Here is an 18043-nt window from a genome sequence, read left to right as displayed (position 1 = left end):
AACTGAAGGAGAATTCCCAAATGGCTACCAAGGCAGTCACCGACAACAGCTTCCAGCAGGACGTCATCGATGCGGACAAGCCCGTCCTTGTCGATTTCTGGGCGGAATGGTGCGGCCCCTGCAAGATGATCGGCCCCGCTCTGGAAGAGATTTCCGAGGAACTGGCTGACAAGGTCGTCATCGCGAAGATCAATATCGACGAGAATCCCGACGCGCCCGGCAAATATGGCGTGCGCGGCATTCCGACGATGATCCTCTTCAAAAATGGCGAAGCCGCCGCGACCAAGGTCGGCGCGGCGCCCAAGAGCGCGCTCAAGGGATGGATCGAAAGCGTCCTCTGAAATCTTTCGGAAAGGCCGGCTTAAGTCAGCGGAATCATGACCGTTTCGACGTAAGCCGGCCTTTCCCGCAGCCTGTCATACCAGGCGCGTAGATGCGGCACGTCGGGTCGGTCGATCTCCAGCGTGAAGAAGGTATGGGCATAAACGCCCATCGGCACGTCCGCGACGCCGAAATCGCCGCCCGACAGCCAGGGCTGAGCGGCCAGCGCCCGGTCGAGAATCCGCATCTGCTCGCCTGACCGCTGGGCCGAGCCGGCCAGCGCTACGGCATCCCGATCCTGGGGCTTTTTGCGGACGAGGTTCAGAAAGGCATCGCGCTGTGCGTCGGCGAAGCTGAACTGCCAGTCCATCCATTTGTCGCCCTGCGCCCGCGCGGCAGGATCGGTGGGCCACATCGCATCCGGCGCATATCGTGCCGCCAGATAGCGCAGGATCGCGTTCGACTCCCACAGCACCACATCGCCATCCTCGATGGTGGGGATCAGCCGGTTGGGGTTCATCGCGAGATAGGCGTCGTTCATGCCGAATGGGCCGCCGACATCATGGCGGACATGAGGCAGGCCGATTTCGCCGGCGAACCAGGCCACCTTCTTCACATTATGCGAGTTGAGGCGTCCCCAGATCGTCAGCATATCCGTCCCTTTCCATTCTCAGAGAAACAGCCGCTCCGCCGCCAGATCCCAAAGACGCGGGGAGGAAGCCCCCAGCAGTCCGCGCCGCAGATCGCCCACGACGTAGGGCGATCCGTCCAGCCGCTGGCATTGCCCGCCCGCCTCATTCAGGAACAGCGTCCCCGCCGCATGATCCCAGGGCAAGGTGCGCGCGAAGACCGAAACGTCATTCTGCCCCAATACCAGGCGCGGATATTGTTCGGCGGCGCAGCGGGGAATATCCACCAACCGGAAACTGGCCTTCGACCGACGCTGGATGTCGGCGCGCTCTTCCTCGGTCATGAAATAGACGGCCAGCGCGGCAATGGGTAAAGCTTCGCCGCTTTCCCGCGCATGGACCTGTTCGCCATCGATATGGCTGCCCGCACCCAATATGGCATGGCACAGGCGTCCGGTCAGCGGGTCCAATATCCAGCCTGCCAGGATCGTCCCCGCATCGGCCAGCGCGACCATGATGCCGAAGGGCGGCTGGCCCGCAGCGAAATTGCCCGTTCCGTCGATGGGATCGATGATCCAGTTGAGGCCGTTGCCCGCTTGGTCAAGGATCGCAGGATCGGCGGCGCAGGCTTCCTCCCCGATGATGCCCGCTTCCGGCAGGATGGCGGACAATCCTTCGGCCAGGCGCAACTCGCTTTCCTTGTCCGCGATGGTGACAAGGTCGTCGGCGGCCGTTTTCGCGCTCACTTCATGGCTGGCGAGATTCCGGTAGCGCGGCATGACGATGTCGCGCGCCACCCCACGCATCAGCGCGACGACCGGCTCGTGCAATTCGATCGGCATCAGCTTCGCCTTATTCTCAGCTACGGTAATCCGCGTTGATCGAGATATAGCCATGCGTCAGGTCGCAGGTCCAAACCGTCGCCCGGCCATTGCCCAGTCCCAGATCGACGCCGATCTCTATATCCTGTCCCTTGAGATGGGCCGCCACCGGCGCTTCGTCATACCCCTCCAGAGCCAGGCCGCCCGAAGCCACCTGGGTCGCGCCGAAGCGGATCGAGAGCTTGTCGCGATCCGCAGGCTCGCCCGCCTTGCCGACGGCCATGACGACGCGGCCCCAATTGGCGTCCTCGCCCGCGATGGCGGTCTTGACCAGCGGCGAATTGGCGATGGAAAGGGCGATGCGGTGCGCGCTGGCGTCGGTCTCCGCGCCCTCGACCACGATCTCGATGAACTTCGATGCGCCTTCGCCGTCGCGAACCACCAGATGCGCGAGCTGGCGGCAGAGATCGCCGAGCGCCGCCGCAAAGGCGTCCGCTCCGGCATCGTCCATCGTGGCCAGAGGCGCATTGCCCGCCTGACCCGTCGCAAAGGCCAGCACCGTGTCACTGGTGGAGGTGTCGCTATCGACCGTGATGCAGGAAAAACTCTGCCTGTTGGCGGCGGACAGCATCTGCTGCAACAGCCTGGCATCGATCGCCGCGTCGGTGAAGATATAGCCGAGCATCGTCGCCATGTCGGGCGCGATCATGCCCGAGCCCTTGATGATCCCCACCAGTTCGACGCGCGTGCCGCCGATCATGGCCGCGGCATGGGCGCCCTTGGCATAGGTGTCGGTCGTACCGATGGTCGTTGCCGCATCCTCCCAGCTACAGGGCACGGCGGTGAAGGCGGCTTCAAGACCGGCCTCGGCCTTGTCCACCGGCAGCGGCACGCCGATCACGCCGGTCGAGGAAATGAAGATGTCCGACGGCTTGCAATCCAGATGATTGGCAACCTTCGCCGCGATCGCTTCCACCGCGGCACGGCCCCGATGCCCGGTGAAGGCATTGGCATTTCCCGCATTCACCACCAGCGCCCGCGCGCTTCCGAGCGGAATCGCGTCCCGGCACCATTCGACCTCGGGGGAGGGGCATCTGCTCTGCGTCGTGACGCCCGCGACGGTCGTGCCCTCGGCCAGTTCGACATAGGTGAGGTCGCACCGGTCCCAATTCTTGTAGCGCGCTCGTGCCGCGCGCGCGGTCACGCCGGCAATGGCGGGAAGAGCGGGGAAGGCGGCGGGGGCGAGGGGAGAGCGCTGTGTCATGCCCGTCGCTTAGCGCAATATGCCCGCCCGTCAACGCCGAGATGGGCTCACCGCTTTCGAAGGGCCGTCCGGACGTAGAGCCTGCCCACGCCATCGGGCATGATCAGCATCCGATAGGCCCGTTTCCGGGCATAGGCGATCAGGCTGTCGTCGGGGCGGAGCGGCAATTTGCGTGTGCCCTTTTCATAGCCGACCAGGATCGCCTCGGGCGGGTCGCGGTCGAGATCGCCCAGAGTCGCAGGGATCATGGCGTTCATCTGGCGGGCATCGCCCTTGTCCATCGTCCATCCGGTGCGATAGACGAAAGGTCCCGCCGCAAAGCGCCGGTCCATGGCGAGACCGCCATCCACCAGTTGCTGGGGCGAAAGGCTGACGACCTCGTCATCGCCCGTCAGCGCGCGAACCTGCGCCCCGGCCCAGCGGGCATTGGCAGCGGCCGCCAGCACAGGCGAGCCATGACGCGCCATCGCGATGACATGGCGACCAGTCGGCAGGAGGCCGGGCAGGGCGGCGAGGCCCAGCACCAGGGCCATGGCTGCGAACGCTATATCGCGCCATCGTCGCGCATCGTCCAGCATATGGCCGAGCGCAAGGCCCAACGGCGGCAGGAGCGGCATGATATATTGGAGCTGGGAGGGCGTGGGCAGGGCCGCGCCGACCAGTCCTCCGCCGATCAACCACAGGGCAAGCCGCCTTTCCGGTTCGATGGCATGGGCGCCGCGCATCCATCCATGCCCCGCCAGCATGACCAGTGCCACCAGGGAAGGCCCGCGCCAGAGATATTTCGCCAGATCTCCCAATTTCTCTCCCAGCGCGAGCTCGTCGCCCGCGCCATTGGCCATGTACCAGGCGAAGGGGCCGGTCGCGCCATAGGTGATCACACCGTAAAGGAAGGCGGCAGGTGCCATGGCCCAGGCCAGGATAGCCGGCAGGATGCCGCTCACCCCGCCCAGGGCGAACCCGATCGCCGGTCGCCACCCGTGCCGGCGTCGGTCGAGCAGGACGAAGCCCCCTGCCGCGGCTCCGAGGGGGATGAAGTTGAGCTTGGCGGTGATCGCCAATCCGAAACACAGCCCCCCTATGAACCAAAATGACCGCTTCCGCATCGTTAGCGCGCTAAGCATTGCCCACATGCCCGTTGTCGCGAGCAGCGTCGGCAGCATGTCGTTGCGAACCACGCCGCCGGTGAACTGGAATGCGGCCGTAGCCCCCATCAGGCCCGCCGCGATCAAGGCACTCCAGCGAGAAATGCCCGCGACACGCTGCGCAGCGAAAAGGAGGCAAAGCGTGCCCAGCGCGCAGGCCGCCGTCGCCAGCCGCATCGCCACGACCGTTTGTGCCGGGAAAGCCAAGGCAAGGGGAGCAAACAGCCAGCTATGCAGAGGCGGCTGGAGATAAAGGAAATCGCGATAGATGAGGAGGCGCGCACTGAAATAGGCGCCGGCTATATATTGGCTCTCGTCATGGTCGAACGGCGTGGCGAGGGCGACCAGCCCGAACCAGAGGCAAGCCAGAACAGCCATTGCGGGCATGAGCAAAGTCGCGCCACGCAACTTCAGGCGGGCTGGTCCGATATTCACGTTAAGCGCCTTCCATGTTCCGACACGTGCCACAAGACGCCGCGCGCCGCCAATATCCCGTCATTCCTGTATTTTTCGGCATGAGGAAATCGGCTCTCTTATCCTGCATGACCGGTTCGGGACATGTCTGCTCTGATTGACTAACGCCTGTGTGCACCCTAAATCGCCGCGCATGTTTGCGTGTTTCGCCATCAAGGCGGGCGCGTCCCCTTTTGTCAGGAACTTGCATGTTCGGCGCACTCGCCAAGTCCATTTTCGGCTCCTCCAACGACCGCTATGTGAAGTCGCTGGGCAAGACCGTCGAACAGATCGCGTCTTTCGAACCCGCCATCTCCGCCATGACAGACGAGGAACTGGCGGTGCAGACCGTGCGCTTCCGCGATCGGCTGGCCCAGGGTGAGACGCTGGACGATCTGCTGCCCGAAGCCTTCGCCACGGTGCGCGAGGCGGCCAAGCGGACCCTGGGCCAGCGGCATTATGACGTGCAGATGGTCGGCGGAATCGTCCTCCATCGCGGCGAGATCGCGGAAATGCGCACGGGCGAGGGCAAGACGCTGGTCGCGACGCTTGCCACCTATCTGAACGCGCTCGAAGGGAAGGGCGTCCACGTCGTCACCGTGAACGACTATCTCGCCAGCCGCGACTGCGAGTGGATGGGGCAGGTCTATCGCTTCCTGGGCCTCACCACCGGGGTGATCGTGCCCAATCTGTCGGAAGACCAGCGGCGGGAGGCGTATAACGCCGACATCACCTATGCGACGAACAACGAACTCGGCTTCGACTATCTGCGCGACAATATGAAATATGACCGCGCGTCGATGGTGCAGCGGCCCTTCAACTTCGCGATCGTCGACGAGGTGGACTCGATCCTGATCGACGAAGCGCGCACGCCGCTGATCATCTCCGGTCCCACCGACGACAAGTCGGAGCTGTATGTCGCCGTCGACGCCATCGTGAAGCGGCTGGACGAGAACGATTATGAAAAGGACGAGAAGCAGCGCACCGTCACCCTGACCGAGGACGGGACCGAGAAGATCGAGCGCATGCTGGAGGAAGCCAACCTGCTGGAAGGCGCCAACCTCTATGATTTCGAGAACACGGCCGTCGTCCATCATGTGAATCAGGCGCTGCGCGCGAACGTCATGTTCCGCCGCGACATCGATTATATCGTCAAGGACGGCAAGGTCATCATCATCGACGAGTTCACCGGCCGCATGATGGATGGCCGCCGCTGGTCGGACGGTCTGCACCAGGCGGTGGAAGCCAAGGAAGCTGTGAATATCGAGCCTGAAAACCAGACGCTCGCCTCCATCACCTTCCAGAATTATTTCCGCATGTACCCCAAGCTGGGTGGCATGACCGGCACGGCCGCGACCGAAGCGACCGAATTTTTCGAAATCTACAAGATGAACGTCGTCACCATCCCGACCAACCGGCCGGTGCAGCGTGTCGATGAGGAAGACAGCTTCTACAAGAATCTGGAAGACAAGTTCCGCGGCATCGCCAAGACCATCAAAATCCACGCCGATCAGGGGCAGCCGGTCCTGGTCGGCACGGTTTCGATCGAAAAGTCGGAAATGCTGTCCGAATTCCTGAACCAGGAAGGGGTGAAGCACGCCGTCCTCAACGCCCGCTTCCATGAGAGCGAAGCGCATATCGTGGCGCAGGCGGGCCGCAAGGGCGCCGTCACCATCGCCACCAACATGGCCGGTCGCGGCACCGACATCAAATTGGGCGGCAACCTGGAAATGCGCGTCGAGGACGAACTGCGCGACATGCCCGAAGGCCCGGAACGCGAAGCCGCCATCGCCCGCATCGACGCAGAGATCGAAGCGGAAAAGGCCGAAGTGCTGGCTGCCGGCGGCCTGTTCGTGCTGGCGACCGAGCGGCATGAAAGCCGCCGCATCGACAACCAGTTGCGCGGCCGTTCGGGCCGTCAGGGGGACCCTGGCCTGTCCCGCTTCTACCTCAGCCTCGATGACGATCTGATGCGCATCTTCGGCCCGGACACGATGTTCGCCAAGATGATACGATCGAACCTGGAGGATGGCGAGGCGCTGCCCCCGTCGAAGTGGCTCAGCAAGGCGATCGAGACCGCGCAGAAGAAGGTCGAGGCGCGCAATTACGATATCCGCAAGCAGGTCGTCGAATATGACGACGTGATGAACGATCAGCGCAAGGTCATCTACGAGCAGCGCAGCGACATCATGGATGCGGAAACCGTGGACGATGTCGTCGTCGACATGCGGCATGAGACGGTCAACGATCTGGTCGGCGCGTCGTGCCCGCCGGGCACCTATCCCGAACAGTGGGACATGGAGCGTCTGAAGGTCCGCACGGCCGAAGTTCTGAACCTCGAACCCGATTTCGACGCCTGGCTGGCGGAGGACCATGTCGATCCGGAGATGATCGAGGAACGGCTGACCGCCATGGCGGACGAAGCCGTGGCCGAGAAGGTCAAGGAACTCGACCCCGAAAACTGGCACATGATCGAGAAGTCGATCCTGCTCCAGAGCCTCGACCATCATTGGAAGGAGCATCTGTCGACGCTCGACGCGCTCCGCCAGGTCGTCCACCTGCGCGCCTATGCACAGAAGACGCCGATCAACGAATATAAGCAGGAAGCCTTCGCCCTGTTCGAGCGCATGCTGGGCAATATCCGCGAGGATGTGACTGGATCGATCGCACGCGTCCAGTTCCGGATGGAAGAGCCGCTGCCCGAATTCGACCTGCCGGTGCTGCCTGACTTCATCACGACGCATATCGACCCGTTTTCGGGCGAGGATAACAGTGCGGATGTCGATGGTGCGCAACTGGGCATCACGACCACCATTCCGCGGCCGCCGGTCGGCAATGCGCAACCGGGCGAATTCGCCAATCTGGATATCAGCCGCAATGCGCCATGCCCCTGCGGATCGGGGCAGAAATATAAACATTGCCATGGTGCGCTGAGCTAAGCGCCTTCATGCCAGGGGGCGTTGATGCCGATGAATCGACGCCCTCAGGCCGAATCCTGCCTAATCGGCAGGCCGTTCATCATTCAGCTTCGCCCATAATTGGGCGGTCCCTGCCTCCTGCGCCTTGTTCACATATTGGGCGGCTACCAGCCATCCCTTGATCGGCCGCAGGGGCAACACCGCGGTCAGGATCAGAACGGGAATACCGACCGCCAGATGCACCCACAGGCCCGGCCGAGCCAGTATCTCCAGCATGACGATGAAGATGACACCCGGCACGCAGGCGAAGAGCTGGACGAACACGGCGGGGCCGTCCGCAGGATCGGCAAAGTCGTAGCTAAGCCCGCAAACCTCGCATCGGTCGCGCAAGGTTAGAAATCCGTGGAATATATGGCCTTCGCCGCAGCGGGGACAGCGGCCAAAGGGGCCTGTTTCGACGGGCGAAAGCCGCTTCCAGCGCTGACCGTCCTCAACGGTCGGCAAGGGAGGGGCTGCATGAGTTTCCATCTGATCCATCATTCCGTCTTCCTGACCGATGCGGAATGGCATTTCCCTGGACGCAGTTCAATTGGGCTTTTTGTCCACGGCGTGGGACCTCATAGCCGGGGCGCACCGACTTTGAGGTGAATTTTGGGAATGACGCTACGGAAATGGAAGGGTAGCCCATTAGATAGATTGTCCAAAACGCATGTTCCTGTTATGGCGAACGCGATTTGGATGCCCGACAGCAGACAAGTCGCGCTCCCGGCAGTCCCTTGCCCGGGAGCGCTTTTTTTTTATCTCAATCCGCTCATTGGCAAAAGGTTCCCGCCCGGCGACCGGGTCGGACACATCGGCGGAAAGACAGCCGACTCAACCCTGGTCCTTCTCCATGGCATCATGCAGGACCTGATCGGAACAGGACATCGCCAGGGCTCTGACCTTGTAACGGAGCGCCAATTCGCGATGCGCCGCAATTTCTTGCCGCGGGCCACTTCTTTTCAAGGCGGCATCGGCTTTCGCGGCTTCTTCACGGGCACGCTGGAACAGGTAGCGCGCGTCGGTGTCGACAGACATCGTCATCTCCCGATAATGGAGGCCATCATTAGCAGGAAAAAGACGGGTCCACATTAACGGGGATCAAATTTGGGGGGGAGAGGATTGTGCCGGTGCAAGCGAATGCGCATGGGAGGACCGGCCTGGAATGATATGGCAAGATCTTGTGAACAGATGGCGGACAGGGTGGGATTCGAACCCACGGTGAGCGTAAACCCACGGCGGTTTTCAAGACCGCTGCCTTAAACCACTCGGCCACCTGTCCGTCGTCCCGCTTCCTAGCGAACCGGGCAGCCATGCCAAGCGCAAAAATCATGAAAAATCGCTTTCGTCGCCATTATCCGGTCATGTGCCAATAAGGGGATTCACGCCGCGGCATCCCTGTGCAACAAAAGGGGACAAGGAGATTCTTCAATGCGTTCGTCGATAGTGTCGCTGTTGCTGGGCATGGCCGCCGTCATGGTGGGCAGCCTGACGGCGGACAGCGTGATGGCGCAGGAGGATGTCGCGTTCCGGTCCTATCTCGAATCCCTCCGCCCCCGCGCCCGCGCCATGGGGATCAGGGACGCGACATTGAACGACGTCTTCGCCACGCTGACGCCCAATCCGCGCGTCGTGCAACTGGACCAGAACCAGCCGGGCGGCGGCGCTTATGCACCCATTCCGAATTTCGAGCCCTATCGCCGCACCCATGTCGATGCCGCACGCATCGGCCGGGGGCGCACCGCCTATCTCGCCAATCGCGCCCGGCTCGCCCGGATCGAGGCGGAGACCGGCGTGCCGGAGGAGATCATGGTCGCCATTTACGGTCATGAGACCAATTACGGCGCCTATACCGGTGATTTCGATCTGATCCGTTCGCTGGCCACCCTCTCCTATGAGGGACGCCGCCGTAGCTTGTTCGAACCTGAATTGCTCGCAACGCTCAAGATGCTGGACAATGGCGTACCTCGCAGCCGCCTGATCGGAAGCTGGGCGGGCGCCACCGGCTATCCGCAATTCCTGCCGAGCGTCTATCTGCGCCTGGGCAAGGATGGTGACGGTGACGGCCGGGTCGATATCTGGAACAGCGAAGCGGATGCGCTGGCCTCCATCGCCAATTATTTCGTCCACGCCGGCTGGCGGCGCGGCCAGCCCTGGGGCATCGCGGTGTCCGTGCCCATGGGGCTCGATCGCGCGTCGATCGCCGCGCGTACCAGGCCGGCCCGCTGCGAGCGGGTATTCAACCGGCACAGCCGCTGGCTCAGCATGGCGGAATGGCGGCGCATGGGGGTGGTCCCGAGCGGCGGCAACTGGCCCGCCGACCCGGTGATGGCGACGCTCCTGGAACCGGACGGCCCCGGCAAGACGGCCTATCTGCTTACCAGCAATTACCGGGCGATCCTGGATTATAATTGCTCCAATTTCTATGCCCTGTCCGTCGGCCTGCTGGCGGACGCGGTCCGGCAATAGACCTCTTTGCGATTGGCCCGGTCAGGGCTAATGAAACAAGAATCCATTCATCCGAAGGCTGTCCTGCATGAAGAAGTCCGTCGCCGCCCTCCTGTTCGTCGGGTTGCTGTCCCAGCCGCTGGTGGCGGCCGCGCCGCCCTACAGCAGCGGAGCGCCGATCGCCTATATGAAGGATCTGTCCTCCGGCGCCGTACTCTTCGACCAGGGCGGCGAAACCCGGATGCCTCCGGCCTCCATGGCGAAGATGATGACGGTCCATGTCGCCTTCCGCATGATCCAGAAGGGGGACCTTAAACTCGATCAGACATTCACTGTCCGTCCCGAAACCTGGCAGCAGTGGCATGGTCCCCAGGCAGGGTCCACCATGTTCCTTTCGCCCGGCGAGCAGGTGTCGGTGGAAAATCTGTTGCACGGCATCGTGACGCTGTCCGGCAATGATGCCTGCGTCGTTCTGGCGGAGGGCATTGCCGGCACCGAACAGGCCTTTGTCGCGCTGATGAACCAGGAGGCGAAGCGGCTGGGTCTCAAGAACAGCCATTTCGGCACCAGCAACGGCTGGCCGGATGAAGGCGTGACCTATGTGACCGCCGCCGACCTTGCCTCGCTTGCGGAAGCGACGATCGAGGAAACGCCTAGCCTCTACAAGAAATTCTACGCCACCCGTGCCTTCACCTGGGGCAAGACCATGGGCGGCGCGGATATCGAGCAGGGCAACCGCAATCCCATATTGGGCAAGGTACAGGGCGCCGACGGCCTCAAGACCGGCCATACCGAGGAGGCGGGCTATGGCTTCACCGGCTCTGCGGAGCAGGAAGGCCGTCGTCTGGTGATGGTCGTCGCGGGTCTCACCAGCGCAAACCAGCGCATTGCCGAATCCGTGCGTTTCATGGACTGGGGTTTCCGCGCGTGGAAGGCGCAGCCGCTGTTCAAGAAGGGGCAGACCGTCGAAACCGCCGAGGTCCAGTTGGGCAGCGCCACCAAGGTCGCGCTGGTCGCGCCGCAGGACATGGCCGTGACCCTGCCGCGGGCGGCTTCGTCCCAGATTTCGGTCAAGGTCGCCTATACCGGCCCGATCAAGGCACCCATCGCCAAGGGCCAGAAGATCGCGCAGCTCATCATCTCCACCCCTGACACTCCGCCGCAGATCCTGCCGCTGGTCGCCGGCGAGGATGTGTCCGAAGCGGGCATTTTCTGGCGTCTGTGGAACGGGTTGAAGTCGTTCTTCGGGTGACGGTGCGGCCGACAAAGGGGCGTTTCATCTCTCTGGAAGGCGGGGAGGGGGCGGGTAAGTCGACCCAGCTTCGGGCACTTGCGGCAGCTTTGCGCGCGCGCGGTGTGGAGGTGGTCGAAACCCGCGAACCGGGCGGCAGCGAAGGCGCGGAGGCGATCCGCGCACTGTTGCTGACCGGCGGTGCCGACCGATGGAATCCCCGCGCCGAAGCCTTGCTGTTCGCGGCCGCCCGGGCCGACCATGTCGAAAAGACGATCCGTCCGGCACTGGATCGGGGTGCATGGGTGTTGTCGGATCGCTTCCTGGACAGCAGCCGTGCCTATCAGGGCATGGGCGAACTGACCGATGCCGACATATTGGCGCTTCACCGGATCGGCAGCGAGGGCTTCCTGCCTGACCGCACCCTCTTCCTGACCTTGCCGGAGGAGGAGTCGAGCGCACGGACCCGCAGCCGTGACGGCGAGGCTTCCGATCGGATCGGGGGACGTGACCGGGCCTTCCATCTCGCCGTGGCGGCGGCTTTCGCGCGCTTCGTCAGGGAAGAACCTGATCGCTTCCTTGCCATTGACGCGTCAGGCGCCGCCGAGGTGGTGACCGGCCGCCTGCTCATCGCCCTGCAAGACCTGCTGCCATGACGTCACTTCTCGGCCATGATGAACAGGGGCACACCTTGCTGGCCGCCGCGCGCAGCGGGCGGCTGCATCATGGCTGGATCCTCTCCGGGCCGCGGGGCATCGGCAAGGCCAGCTTTGCCCGTGCCATGGCGTTGCGTTTGCTGGCCGAGGCTGCCGGCCCGGCCATACTCGGCGAAGGGCTCGACGTGCCGCAGGATCACCCGATCCGGCGCCTGTTCGAGGCCGAAGCGCATCCGGACTATGCGGAACTCTTCTGCCTGGAAAAGGATAGCGGCACGGCGCGCAACATCACGGTGGACCAGATTCGCGGCCTTCAGCGGCTGATCCAGTCCGCACCCTCCATGTCCACGCGCCGCATCGTGGTGATCGACAGCGCCGACGATCTGGAGCGCGGAGCCGCCAACGCCCTCCTCAAAAATCTGGAAGAGCCGCCCGCCGACATGCTGTTTCTGCTGGTCAGCCATGCCCCCGGACGCCTTCTCCCCACCATCCGCTCCCGGTGCCGCACCATGCGCTTCGAACCTTTGAGCGATGAAGCCCTGCGAACGGTATTGCGCGCGACGGATGAAGCATTGTCGCCCGCCGAACTGGACGCGTTGGTCCGTGCCGGGGAAGGGTCGCCCGGAAAGGCGCTACGCTATGCGGGGCTTGGCATTGCCGATATGGAGCAGGCACTGGCGGCCATCGCGGCCGATGGCGATCCCGGAAACCGCCAGCGGCTGATCCTGGCAAAGGCGCTGGCGTCCAAAACGGCCCGCCCGCGCTACGAAGCCTTTCTGGAACGGGCGCCCGCCTTCATCGCGAGCGCGGCGCGGCAGCGGCGCGGCGCGGCGCTGGGCCAGGCGCTCGACCATTGGGAGGCCGCGCGACAGCTTGCGAGCGGCGCCATCATCCTGTCGCTCGAACCGGGTGCCGTGGTGTTCGAACTCGCCGGTCACGTCGCCGCCCTGGCTCGTTGAAAAGCGGCTTTGCGCGGGCGACAACACCCGCTAGTGAAGCCGCATGTCCAAGCCCTATACCATCACCACCGCCATCAGCTATCCCAACGGCCGCCCGCATATCGGCCATGCCTATGAGGTGATCGCCACCGACGCGATCGCCCGTTTCCAGCGGATGATGGGTCGTGACGTCTTCTTCCAGACCGGCACTGACGAACATGGGCTGAAAATGGCCCAGACGGCGCGCAACCGGGGCATCGAGCCGCGCGAACTGGCTGACGAAATGTCAGGTTATTTCAAGACCATGAATGATGGCTTGAATATCAGCTATGATCGTTTCATCCGCACCAGCGAGCCGGACCATCATCACGCCAGCCAGGCCATCTGGCAGGCGATGGAGGCCAATGGCGACCTCTATCTCGGCCGCTATGAGGGGTGGTATTCGGTCCGCGACGAGGCCTTTTACGACGAAAAGGAACTGACCGAGGGAGAGGGCGGACAGAAGCTCTCGCCCCAGGGCACGCCGGTCGAGTGGACGGTCGAGGAAAGCTGGTTCTTCCGCCTGTCCGCCTATCAGCAGAAGCTGCTGGACCTCTACACCAGCCAGCCGGACTTCATCCAGCCCGACAGCCGCCGCAACGAGATCATGCGCTTCATCGAGGGCGGGCTTTCGGACCTCAGCGTCTCGCGCACCAGCTTCGACTGGGGCGTGAAGGTGCCGGGCAGTGACGGCCATGTGATGTATGTCTGGGTCGATGCGCTCACCAATTACCTCACGGGCTGCGGCTATCCCGACGATGCGGAACGCATGGCCCGCTACTGGCCGGAAGGCGGCGATATCACGCATATCATCGGTAAGGATATCGTGCGTTTTCATACCGTTTACTGGCCGGCTTTCCTGATGAGCGCGAAATTGCCTCTGCCCAAACAGGTGTTCGGCCATGGCTTCCTCCTCAACCGGGGGGAGAAGATGTCGAAGTCGCTCGGCAATGTCGCCGATCCGATGGAACTGGCCGATCGCTTCGGCGTCGACCAGTTGCGCTATTTCCTGCTGTCCGAAGTCACTTTCGGCAATGACGGCAGCTATAGCGCCGAAGCGATCGTCGCCCGCGCCAACAGCGACCTTGCCAACAGCTTCGGCAACCTGGCGCAGCGGACATTGAGCTTCATCGCGAAGAATCTCGAAGGCCGCCTGCCCGAACCGGCAGCGCAGGATGTCGACAGCGACCTGCTCAAGACTGTCGCTGAAGCCGCCCGGACCTTCCAGAATGCCATGGCCGATCTGGCCCCCTCGACCGCGATCGAGGCCTGGATGCGCGCCGTCTTCGCCTGCAACGCCTATATCGACGCGCAAGCACCCTGGACGCTGCGGAAGACCGATCCCGCCCGGATGGAGGCGGTGCTTGCCACCCTCTACGAAGCCATCGCCCATCTCGCCATCATCATCCAGCCGATCATTCCGGCCAGCGCGTCGGCATTGCTCGACCAGATGGGCATCGGCGAAGGGGCGCGGAGCTTCGCAACCATTGGCACCGACTGGTACGCGCAACTCCGCGCGTCGGAGTTTACACTCGGCGCGCCCAAGCCGCTTTTCCCGCGCCTCGAACTGCCCGGCGAAGAGGCGTGACGCCATGCTGATCGACAGCCATTGCCATTTGAATTACAAGGGGTTGATCGAAGATCAGCAGAATGTGCTTGAACGGGCACGGGAGGCAGGCGTCGGCCTGATGCTCAACATCGCCACCCGCGAAAGCGAGTGGGATGAGGTATTGGGCACGGCGCTGCGCGAACCCGATGTGTGGGCGACGGTCGGCATCCATCCGCACGAAGCGGACGAGCATCCCCATGTCGACACCGCCAAGCTGGTGGAACGCGCCGCCCATCCGCGTGTCGTAGGCATCGGTGAAACCGGCCTCGATTATTATTACGACCATAGCGACCGCGAACGGCAGCAGAAGAGCTTCCGCGCCCATATCGCTGCCTCGCGCGATACGGGATTGCCGCTGATCGTCCACACCCGCGATGCGGAGGCCGATACGCTGGCCATCATGCGCGATGAAATGGGGAAGGGCGCCTATGGCGGCGTCATCCATTGCTTCACCGCCAGCGGTGCCTTTGCCGATGCGGCGCTGGAATTGGGCTTCTACATCAGCATTTCGGGCATTGTGACGTTCAAGAATGCCAGGGATTTGCAGGAGACCGCCGCCAGCCTGCCGCTGGAGCGTCTACTGGTGGAAACGGACTCGCCTTTCCTTGCTCCGGTTCCCCATCGCGGCAGGCCTTGCGAGCCCGCCTTCGTCGCCGACACCGCCCGCTTCCTCGCCCAATTGCGCGGAGAAAGCGTGGAGCGACTGGCCGATGCCACGTCCACCAATTTCCGCACCTTGTTCAGCAAGGTCGGATGAGCCTTAAAGTCACCATTCTGGGCAGCGGCACATCGTCGGGCGTACCCCGGATCGGCAATGACTGGGGCGCTTGCGATCCCGCCGAACCGAAAAACCGGCGTACCCGCGTCTCCATATTGGTCGAAAGCCCGACCACCCGTCTTTTGATCGATACGTCGCCCGATATGCGTGCCCAGCTTCTGGCGGCCGACGTCATTGCCATAGACGCGATCCTCTGGACGCACGACCATGCGGATCACAGCCACGGCCTGGATGATGTGCGCCAGCTTTATCATCATCGCGGCGCGCCGGTCCCAGGCTATGCCCGTGCCGAAACGCTCAAACTGCTGAGGGAACGCTTCGGCTATGCTTTTGAAGGCCGCCATGGCTATCATCCGACGATAGAGCCGCATGTGCTGCCTGACGGACTGCGCATCGGGGACATCGACATCGCCTGCGCCGATCAGCCCCATGGCGAGATATTTTCGACCGGCTTCCGCTTTACATATGGCGGTAGGTCTGTCGGCTATGCTACTGATTTTCATGATATGACGCCACAGATGATGGCGCTTTACGATGGTCTCGATATCTGGGTGGTGGATGCCCTGCGGGAACGGCCGCATCCGACCCATGCGCATCTGGCGCTGACGCTGGATGCGGTGGAGGCGCTTCGTCCGGGCCGTGCGATATTGACGCATATGGACCAGAGCATGGATTATGCGACATTATGCCGCACCCTACCGGCCGGCGTCGAACCGGGCTATGACGGCATGGTGATGGATTTGGACACGCAAGCGAGCGGGGGCGAGCAGGGATGAGCGGCGACCAGGCGATGTCCAGCCTGTGGTATGTGCTGGCGCTCGTCCTGGTCGGATCAGCCCTGTTGGCCCGGCGGATGCCCATGGGCGGGATGCTGCGCATGGCCATGCTGTGGGCGGTGATTTTCGCTGCGCTGCTCGGTCTTTTCAAGATGGGCGAGCAATATGGCCTGTTCTCCGACCGCATCGGTGGGGAGGGGGGCAGCATATCCGTGCCCGAAACATCATCGCCGCCGGCCGCACGCATAGACGGGCAGGCGTTGCACATCCCGGTTGCGCCGGACGGCCATTATTGGGTCGAGGGGATGGTCAACGGCACGCCGGCGCGTTTCCTGATCGACAGCGGCGCCAGCGTCACGGCCCTTTCGGTCGCCTCCGCGCGCGCATCCGGCCTCAATTTCGACCTCAACGCGCCCGGCGTCAGCATGATGACCGCCAACGGCAAGATCGACGCCAAACGGTCCACCATTTCTACCCTGGCCATCGGCCCGATCCGGGCAAGCGACCTCGACATCGTGATCTCGCCCGCCTTCGGGGAGGTGAATGTGATCGGCATGAACATGCTCTCACGCCTGAAAAGCTGGGGCGTCCAGAACGGCGAAATGGTGCTGACACCATGACGTCATCCCTGGCCGCACCCGACCAGCGTCAGCGCCTGAAGGCCATTATCGGCGGTTCGACCGGCAATCTGGTGGAATGGTATGACTGGTACGCCTATTCCGCCTTCACCCTTTATTTCGCCCAGCATTTCTTCCCCAGCGAAGACCGCACGGCCCAGTTGCTGAGCGCCGCCGGCATATTCGCGGTGGGATTTCTGATGCGGCCGATCGGCGCCTGGATCATGGGCGTATATGCGGACCGGCATGGCCGAAAAAGCGGTCTCACCCTTTCCGTCGCGCTGATGTGCGCGGGATCGCTGCTGATCGCGATCACGCCATCCTATCGGACGATCGGCATCGGGGCGCCTTTGTTGCTGGTCCTCGCCCGGTTGATGCAAGGCCTGTCCATCGGCGGCGAATATGGCGCCAGCGCGACCTACCTGTCGGAAATGGCGGGGCGCAATCGACGCGGCTTTTTCTCCAGCTTCCAATATGTGACGCTGATCGCCGGGCAACTGGTTGCGATCTGTGTGCTGCTGGTCCTGCAAGCGACGCTCAGCGAAGCGGAACTGGACGAATGGGGCTGGCGCATCCCGTTCCTGATCGGTGGTGCGCTGGCGGTGGTGGTGTTCTGGCTGCGGCGCGGCCTCTCCGAAACGCAGAGCTTTGTCAAAGCGAAGGCCGAGGGCGCGCCGAGATCGGGTTTCATCGAACTGATCACACGCCATCCGCGTGAAACGCTGACGGTCATGATGTTGACCGCCGGCGGCACGATCGCCTTCTACGCCTATTCCATCTACATGCAGAAATTCCTGGTCAACACCAGCGGGCTTAATCGAGAAATTGCCTCTCAGATCAATGGGATAACATTGTTCCTTTTCATGCTGTTGCAGCCATTGGCGGGCGCCTTGTCGGACCGTGTCGGGCGCAAACCGCTGATGATCGGCTTCGGCGTGCTGGGCGTGGTCGGCACTTATCCGATCTTCGCGACGCTGGCCGTGACCAAAGATCCATTGGTGGCGGGATTGCTGGTGATGGCGGGGCTCATTATCGTCACCGGCTATACATCGATCAATGCCGTGGTGAAGGCGGAGCTTTTCCCGGCGCACATCCGGGCGCTCGGTGTCGCATTGCCTTATGCGCTGGCCAACACCTTGTTCGGGGGCACCGCGGAATTCGTCGCGCTATGGTTCAAGCAAATGGGCGTCGAGCAGGCTTTCTATATCTACGTCACGGTGATGATCGCCATATCGCTGATCGTCTACATCCGGATGCGCGAGACGCAGCGGTATAGCCGCATTCTGGAAGACTGACGGCCGCGGCAGAGCATGAATTTAACATAATCCTTATTATCGTACTTTATAAATGTAAGTGCCAGA

The 18043-nt window shown here is 63.0% G+C and carries 17 protein-coding genes and 1 tRNA gene; 11 read left to right on the top strand and 7 right to left on the bottom strand.

Annotation, left to right across the window (positions count from 1 at the left end; all coding sequences use genetic code 11):
* Nucleotides 1-20 precede the first annotated feature (20 nt).
* Nucleotides 21-341: a thioredoxin TrxA gene (gene trxA, locus YP76_RS06700; RefSeq protein WP_046762834.1), complete on the top strand. Its 321-nt coding sequence runs from the start codon at nucleotides 21-23 to the stop codon at nucleotides 339-341.
* 20 nt (nucleotides 342-361) lie between these two features.
* Here trxA and YP76_RS06695 read toward each other — a convergent pair whose 3' ends face one another.
* From YP76_RS06695 to YP76_RS06680, 4 genes are read right to left on the bottom strand one after another with little or no spacing between them, the layout of a single operon-like run.
* On the bottom strand, nucleotides 362-973 hold the full coding sequence (locus YP76_RS06695; RefSeq protein ID WP_046762833.1) for a glutathione S-transferase family protein: 612 nt from the start codon (nucleotides 971-973) through the stop codon (nucleotides 362-364).
* Between the two features lie 18 nt (nucleotides 974-991).
* On the bottom strand, nucleotides 992-1792 hold the full coding sequence (locus tag YP76_RS06690) for an inositol monophosphatase family protein (RefSeq protein ID WP_046762832.1): 801 nt from the start codon (nucleotides 1790-1792) through the stop codon (nucleotides 992-994).
* A 16-nt stretch (nucleotides 1793-1808) separates the two neighbouring features.
* A complete protein-coding gene (gene argJ, locus YP76_RS06685; protein WP_046762831.1) occupies nucleotides 1809-3035 on the bottom strand; it encodes a bifunctional glutamate N-acetyltransferase/amino-acid acetyltransferase ArgJ in 1227 nt (408 codons plus the stop codon).
* A 47-nt stretch (nucleotides 3036-3082) separates the two neighbouring features.
* Nucleotides 3083-4558, bottom strand: coding sequence for an ArnT family glycosyltransferase (locus tag YP76_RS06680; protein ID WP_232307470.1), 1476 nt, complete (start codon nucleotides 4556-4558; stop codon nucleotides 3083-3085).
* A 284-nt stretch (nucleotides 4559-4842) separates the two neighbouring features.
* Here YP76_RS06680 and secA point away from each other — a divergent pair, with 284 nt between their 5' ends.
* A complete protein-coding gene (gene secA / locus YP76_RS06675; RefSeq protein ID WP_046762830.1) occupies nucleotides 4843-7572 on the top strand; it encodes a preprotein translocase subunit SecA in 2730 nt (909 codons plus the stop codon).
* A gap of 60 nt (nucleotides 7573-7632) precedes the next feature.
* Here the strand turns inward: secA and YP76_RS06670 are convergent, their stop codons facing one another.
* From YP76_RS06670 to YP76_RS06660, 3 genes are all read right to left on the bottom strand, one after another.
* Complete coding sequence (locus tag YP76_RS06670) at nucleotides 7633-8079, bottom strand: DUF983 domain-containing protein (protein ID WP_100238850.1); 447 nt, start codon at nucleotides 8077-8079, stop codon at nucleotides 7633-7635.
* A 345-nt stretch (nucleotides 8080-8424) separates the two neighbouring features.
* Nucleotides 8425-8628 carry a hypothetical protein gene (locus YP76_RS06665; protein ID WP_046762829.1) on the bottom strand — a complete coding sequence of 68 codons (204 nt, stop codon included), beginning with the start codon at nucleotides 8626-8628 and terminating at the stop codon, nucleotides 8425-8427.
* Between the two features lie 154 nt (nucleotides 8629-8782).
* Nucleotides 8783-8872: transfer RNA gene (locus YP76_RS06660), tRNA-Ser, on the bottom strand.
* 149 nt (nucleotides 8873-9021) lie between these two features.
* Between YP76_RS06660 and YP76_RS06655 the strand changes: the two genes are divergently transcribed.
* From YP76_RS06655 to YP76_RS06615, 9 genes are all read left to right on the top strand, one after another.
* On the top strand, nucleotides 9022-10059 hold the full coding sequence (locus YP76_RS06655; RefSeq protein ID WP_046762828.1) for a lytic murein transglycosylase: 1038 nt from the start codon (nucleotides 9022-9024) through the stop codon (nucleotides 10057-10059).
* A 67-nt stretch (nucleotides 10060-10126) separates the two neighbouring features.
* Complete coding sequence (locus YP76_RS06650; protein ID WP_046762827.1) at nucleotides 10127-11290, top strand: D-alanyl-D-alanine carboxypeptidase family protein; 1164 nt, start codon at nucleotides 10127-10129, stop codon at nucleotides 11288-11290.
* Nucleotides 11260-11925, top strand: coding sequence for a dTMP kinase (gene tmk, locus YP76_RS06645; RefSeq protein ID WP_232307469.1), 666 nt, complete (start codon nucleotides 11260-11262; stop codon nucleotides 11923-11925). Before YP76_RS06650 ends, tmk begins: the two co-directional genes overlap by 31 nt.
* Nucleotides 11922-12884 (top strand): AAA family ATPase, encoded by a 963-nt coding sequence (locus YP76_RS06640; RefSeq protein WP_046762826.1) that lies wholly within the window; start codon nucleotides 11922-11924, stop codon nucleotides 12882-12884. The genes tmk and YP76_RS06640 overlap by 4 nt, the downstream gene beginning before the upstream one ends.
* Nucleotides 12885-12927: 43 nt before the next feature.
* Nucleotides 12928-14490: a methionine--tRNA ligase gene (gene metG, locus YP76_RS06635; RefSeq protein ID WP_046762825.1), complete on the top strand. Its 1563-nt coding sequence runs from the start codon at nucleotides 12928-12930 to the stop codon at nucleotides 14488-14490.
* 4 nt (nucleotides 14491-14494) lie between these two features.
* On the top strand, nucleotides 14495-15268 hold the full coding sequence (locus tag YP76_RS06630) for a TatD family hydrolase (RefSeq protein ID WP_046762824.1): 774 nt from the start codon (nucleotides 14495-14497) through the stop codon (nucleotides 15266-15268).
* Nucleotides 15265-16065 (top strand): MBL fold metallo-hydrolase, encoded by an 801-nt coding sequence (locus YP76_RS06625; protein ID WP_046762823.1) that lies wholly within the window; start codon nucleotides 15265-15267, stop codon nucleotides 16063-16065. Before YP76_RS06630 ends, YP76_RS06625 begins: the two co-directional genes overlap by 4 nt.
* Nucleotides 16062-16685 carry a retropepsin-like aspartic protease family protein gene (locus YP76_RS06620; protein ID WP_046762822.1) on the top strand — a complete coding sequence of 208 codons (624 nt, stop codon included), beginning with the start codon at nucleotides 16062-16064 and terminating at the stop codon, nucleotides 16683-16685. Before YP76_RS06625 ends, YP76_RS06620 begins: the two co-directional genes overlap by 4 nt.
* A complete protein-coding gene (locus tag YP76_RS06615) occupies nucleotides 16682-17977 on the top strand; it encodes an MFS transporter (RefSeq protein WP_046762821.1) in 1296 nt (431 codons plus the stop codon). The genes YP76_RS06620 and YP76_RS06615 overlap by 4 nt, the downstream gene beginning before the upstream one ends.
* Nucleotides 17978-18043: the final 66 nt, after the last annotated feature.

Origin of the sequence: Sphingobium chungbukense (assembly GCF_001005725.1) — a bacterium.
GTDB classification, from domain to species: domain Bacteria; phylum Pseudomonadota; class Alphaproteobacteria; order Sphingomonadales; family Sphingomonadaceae; genus Sphingobium; species Sphingobium chungbukense.
Note: the sequence above shows the minus strand (reverse complement) of the source record. Positions and strands in the feature narration are given on the sequence as shown.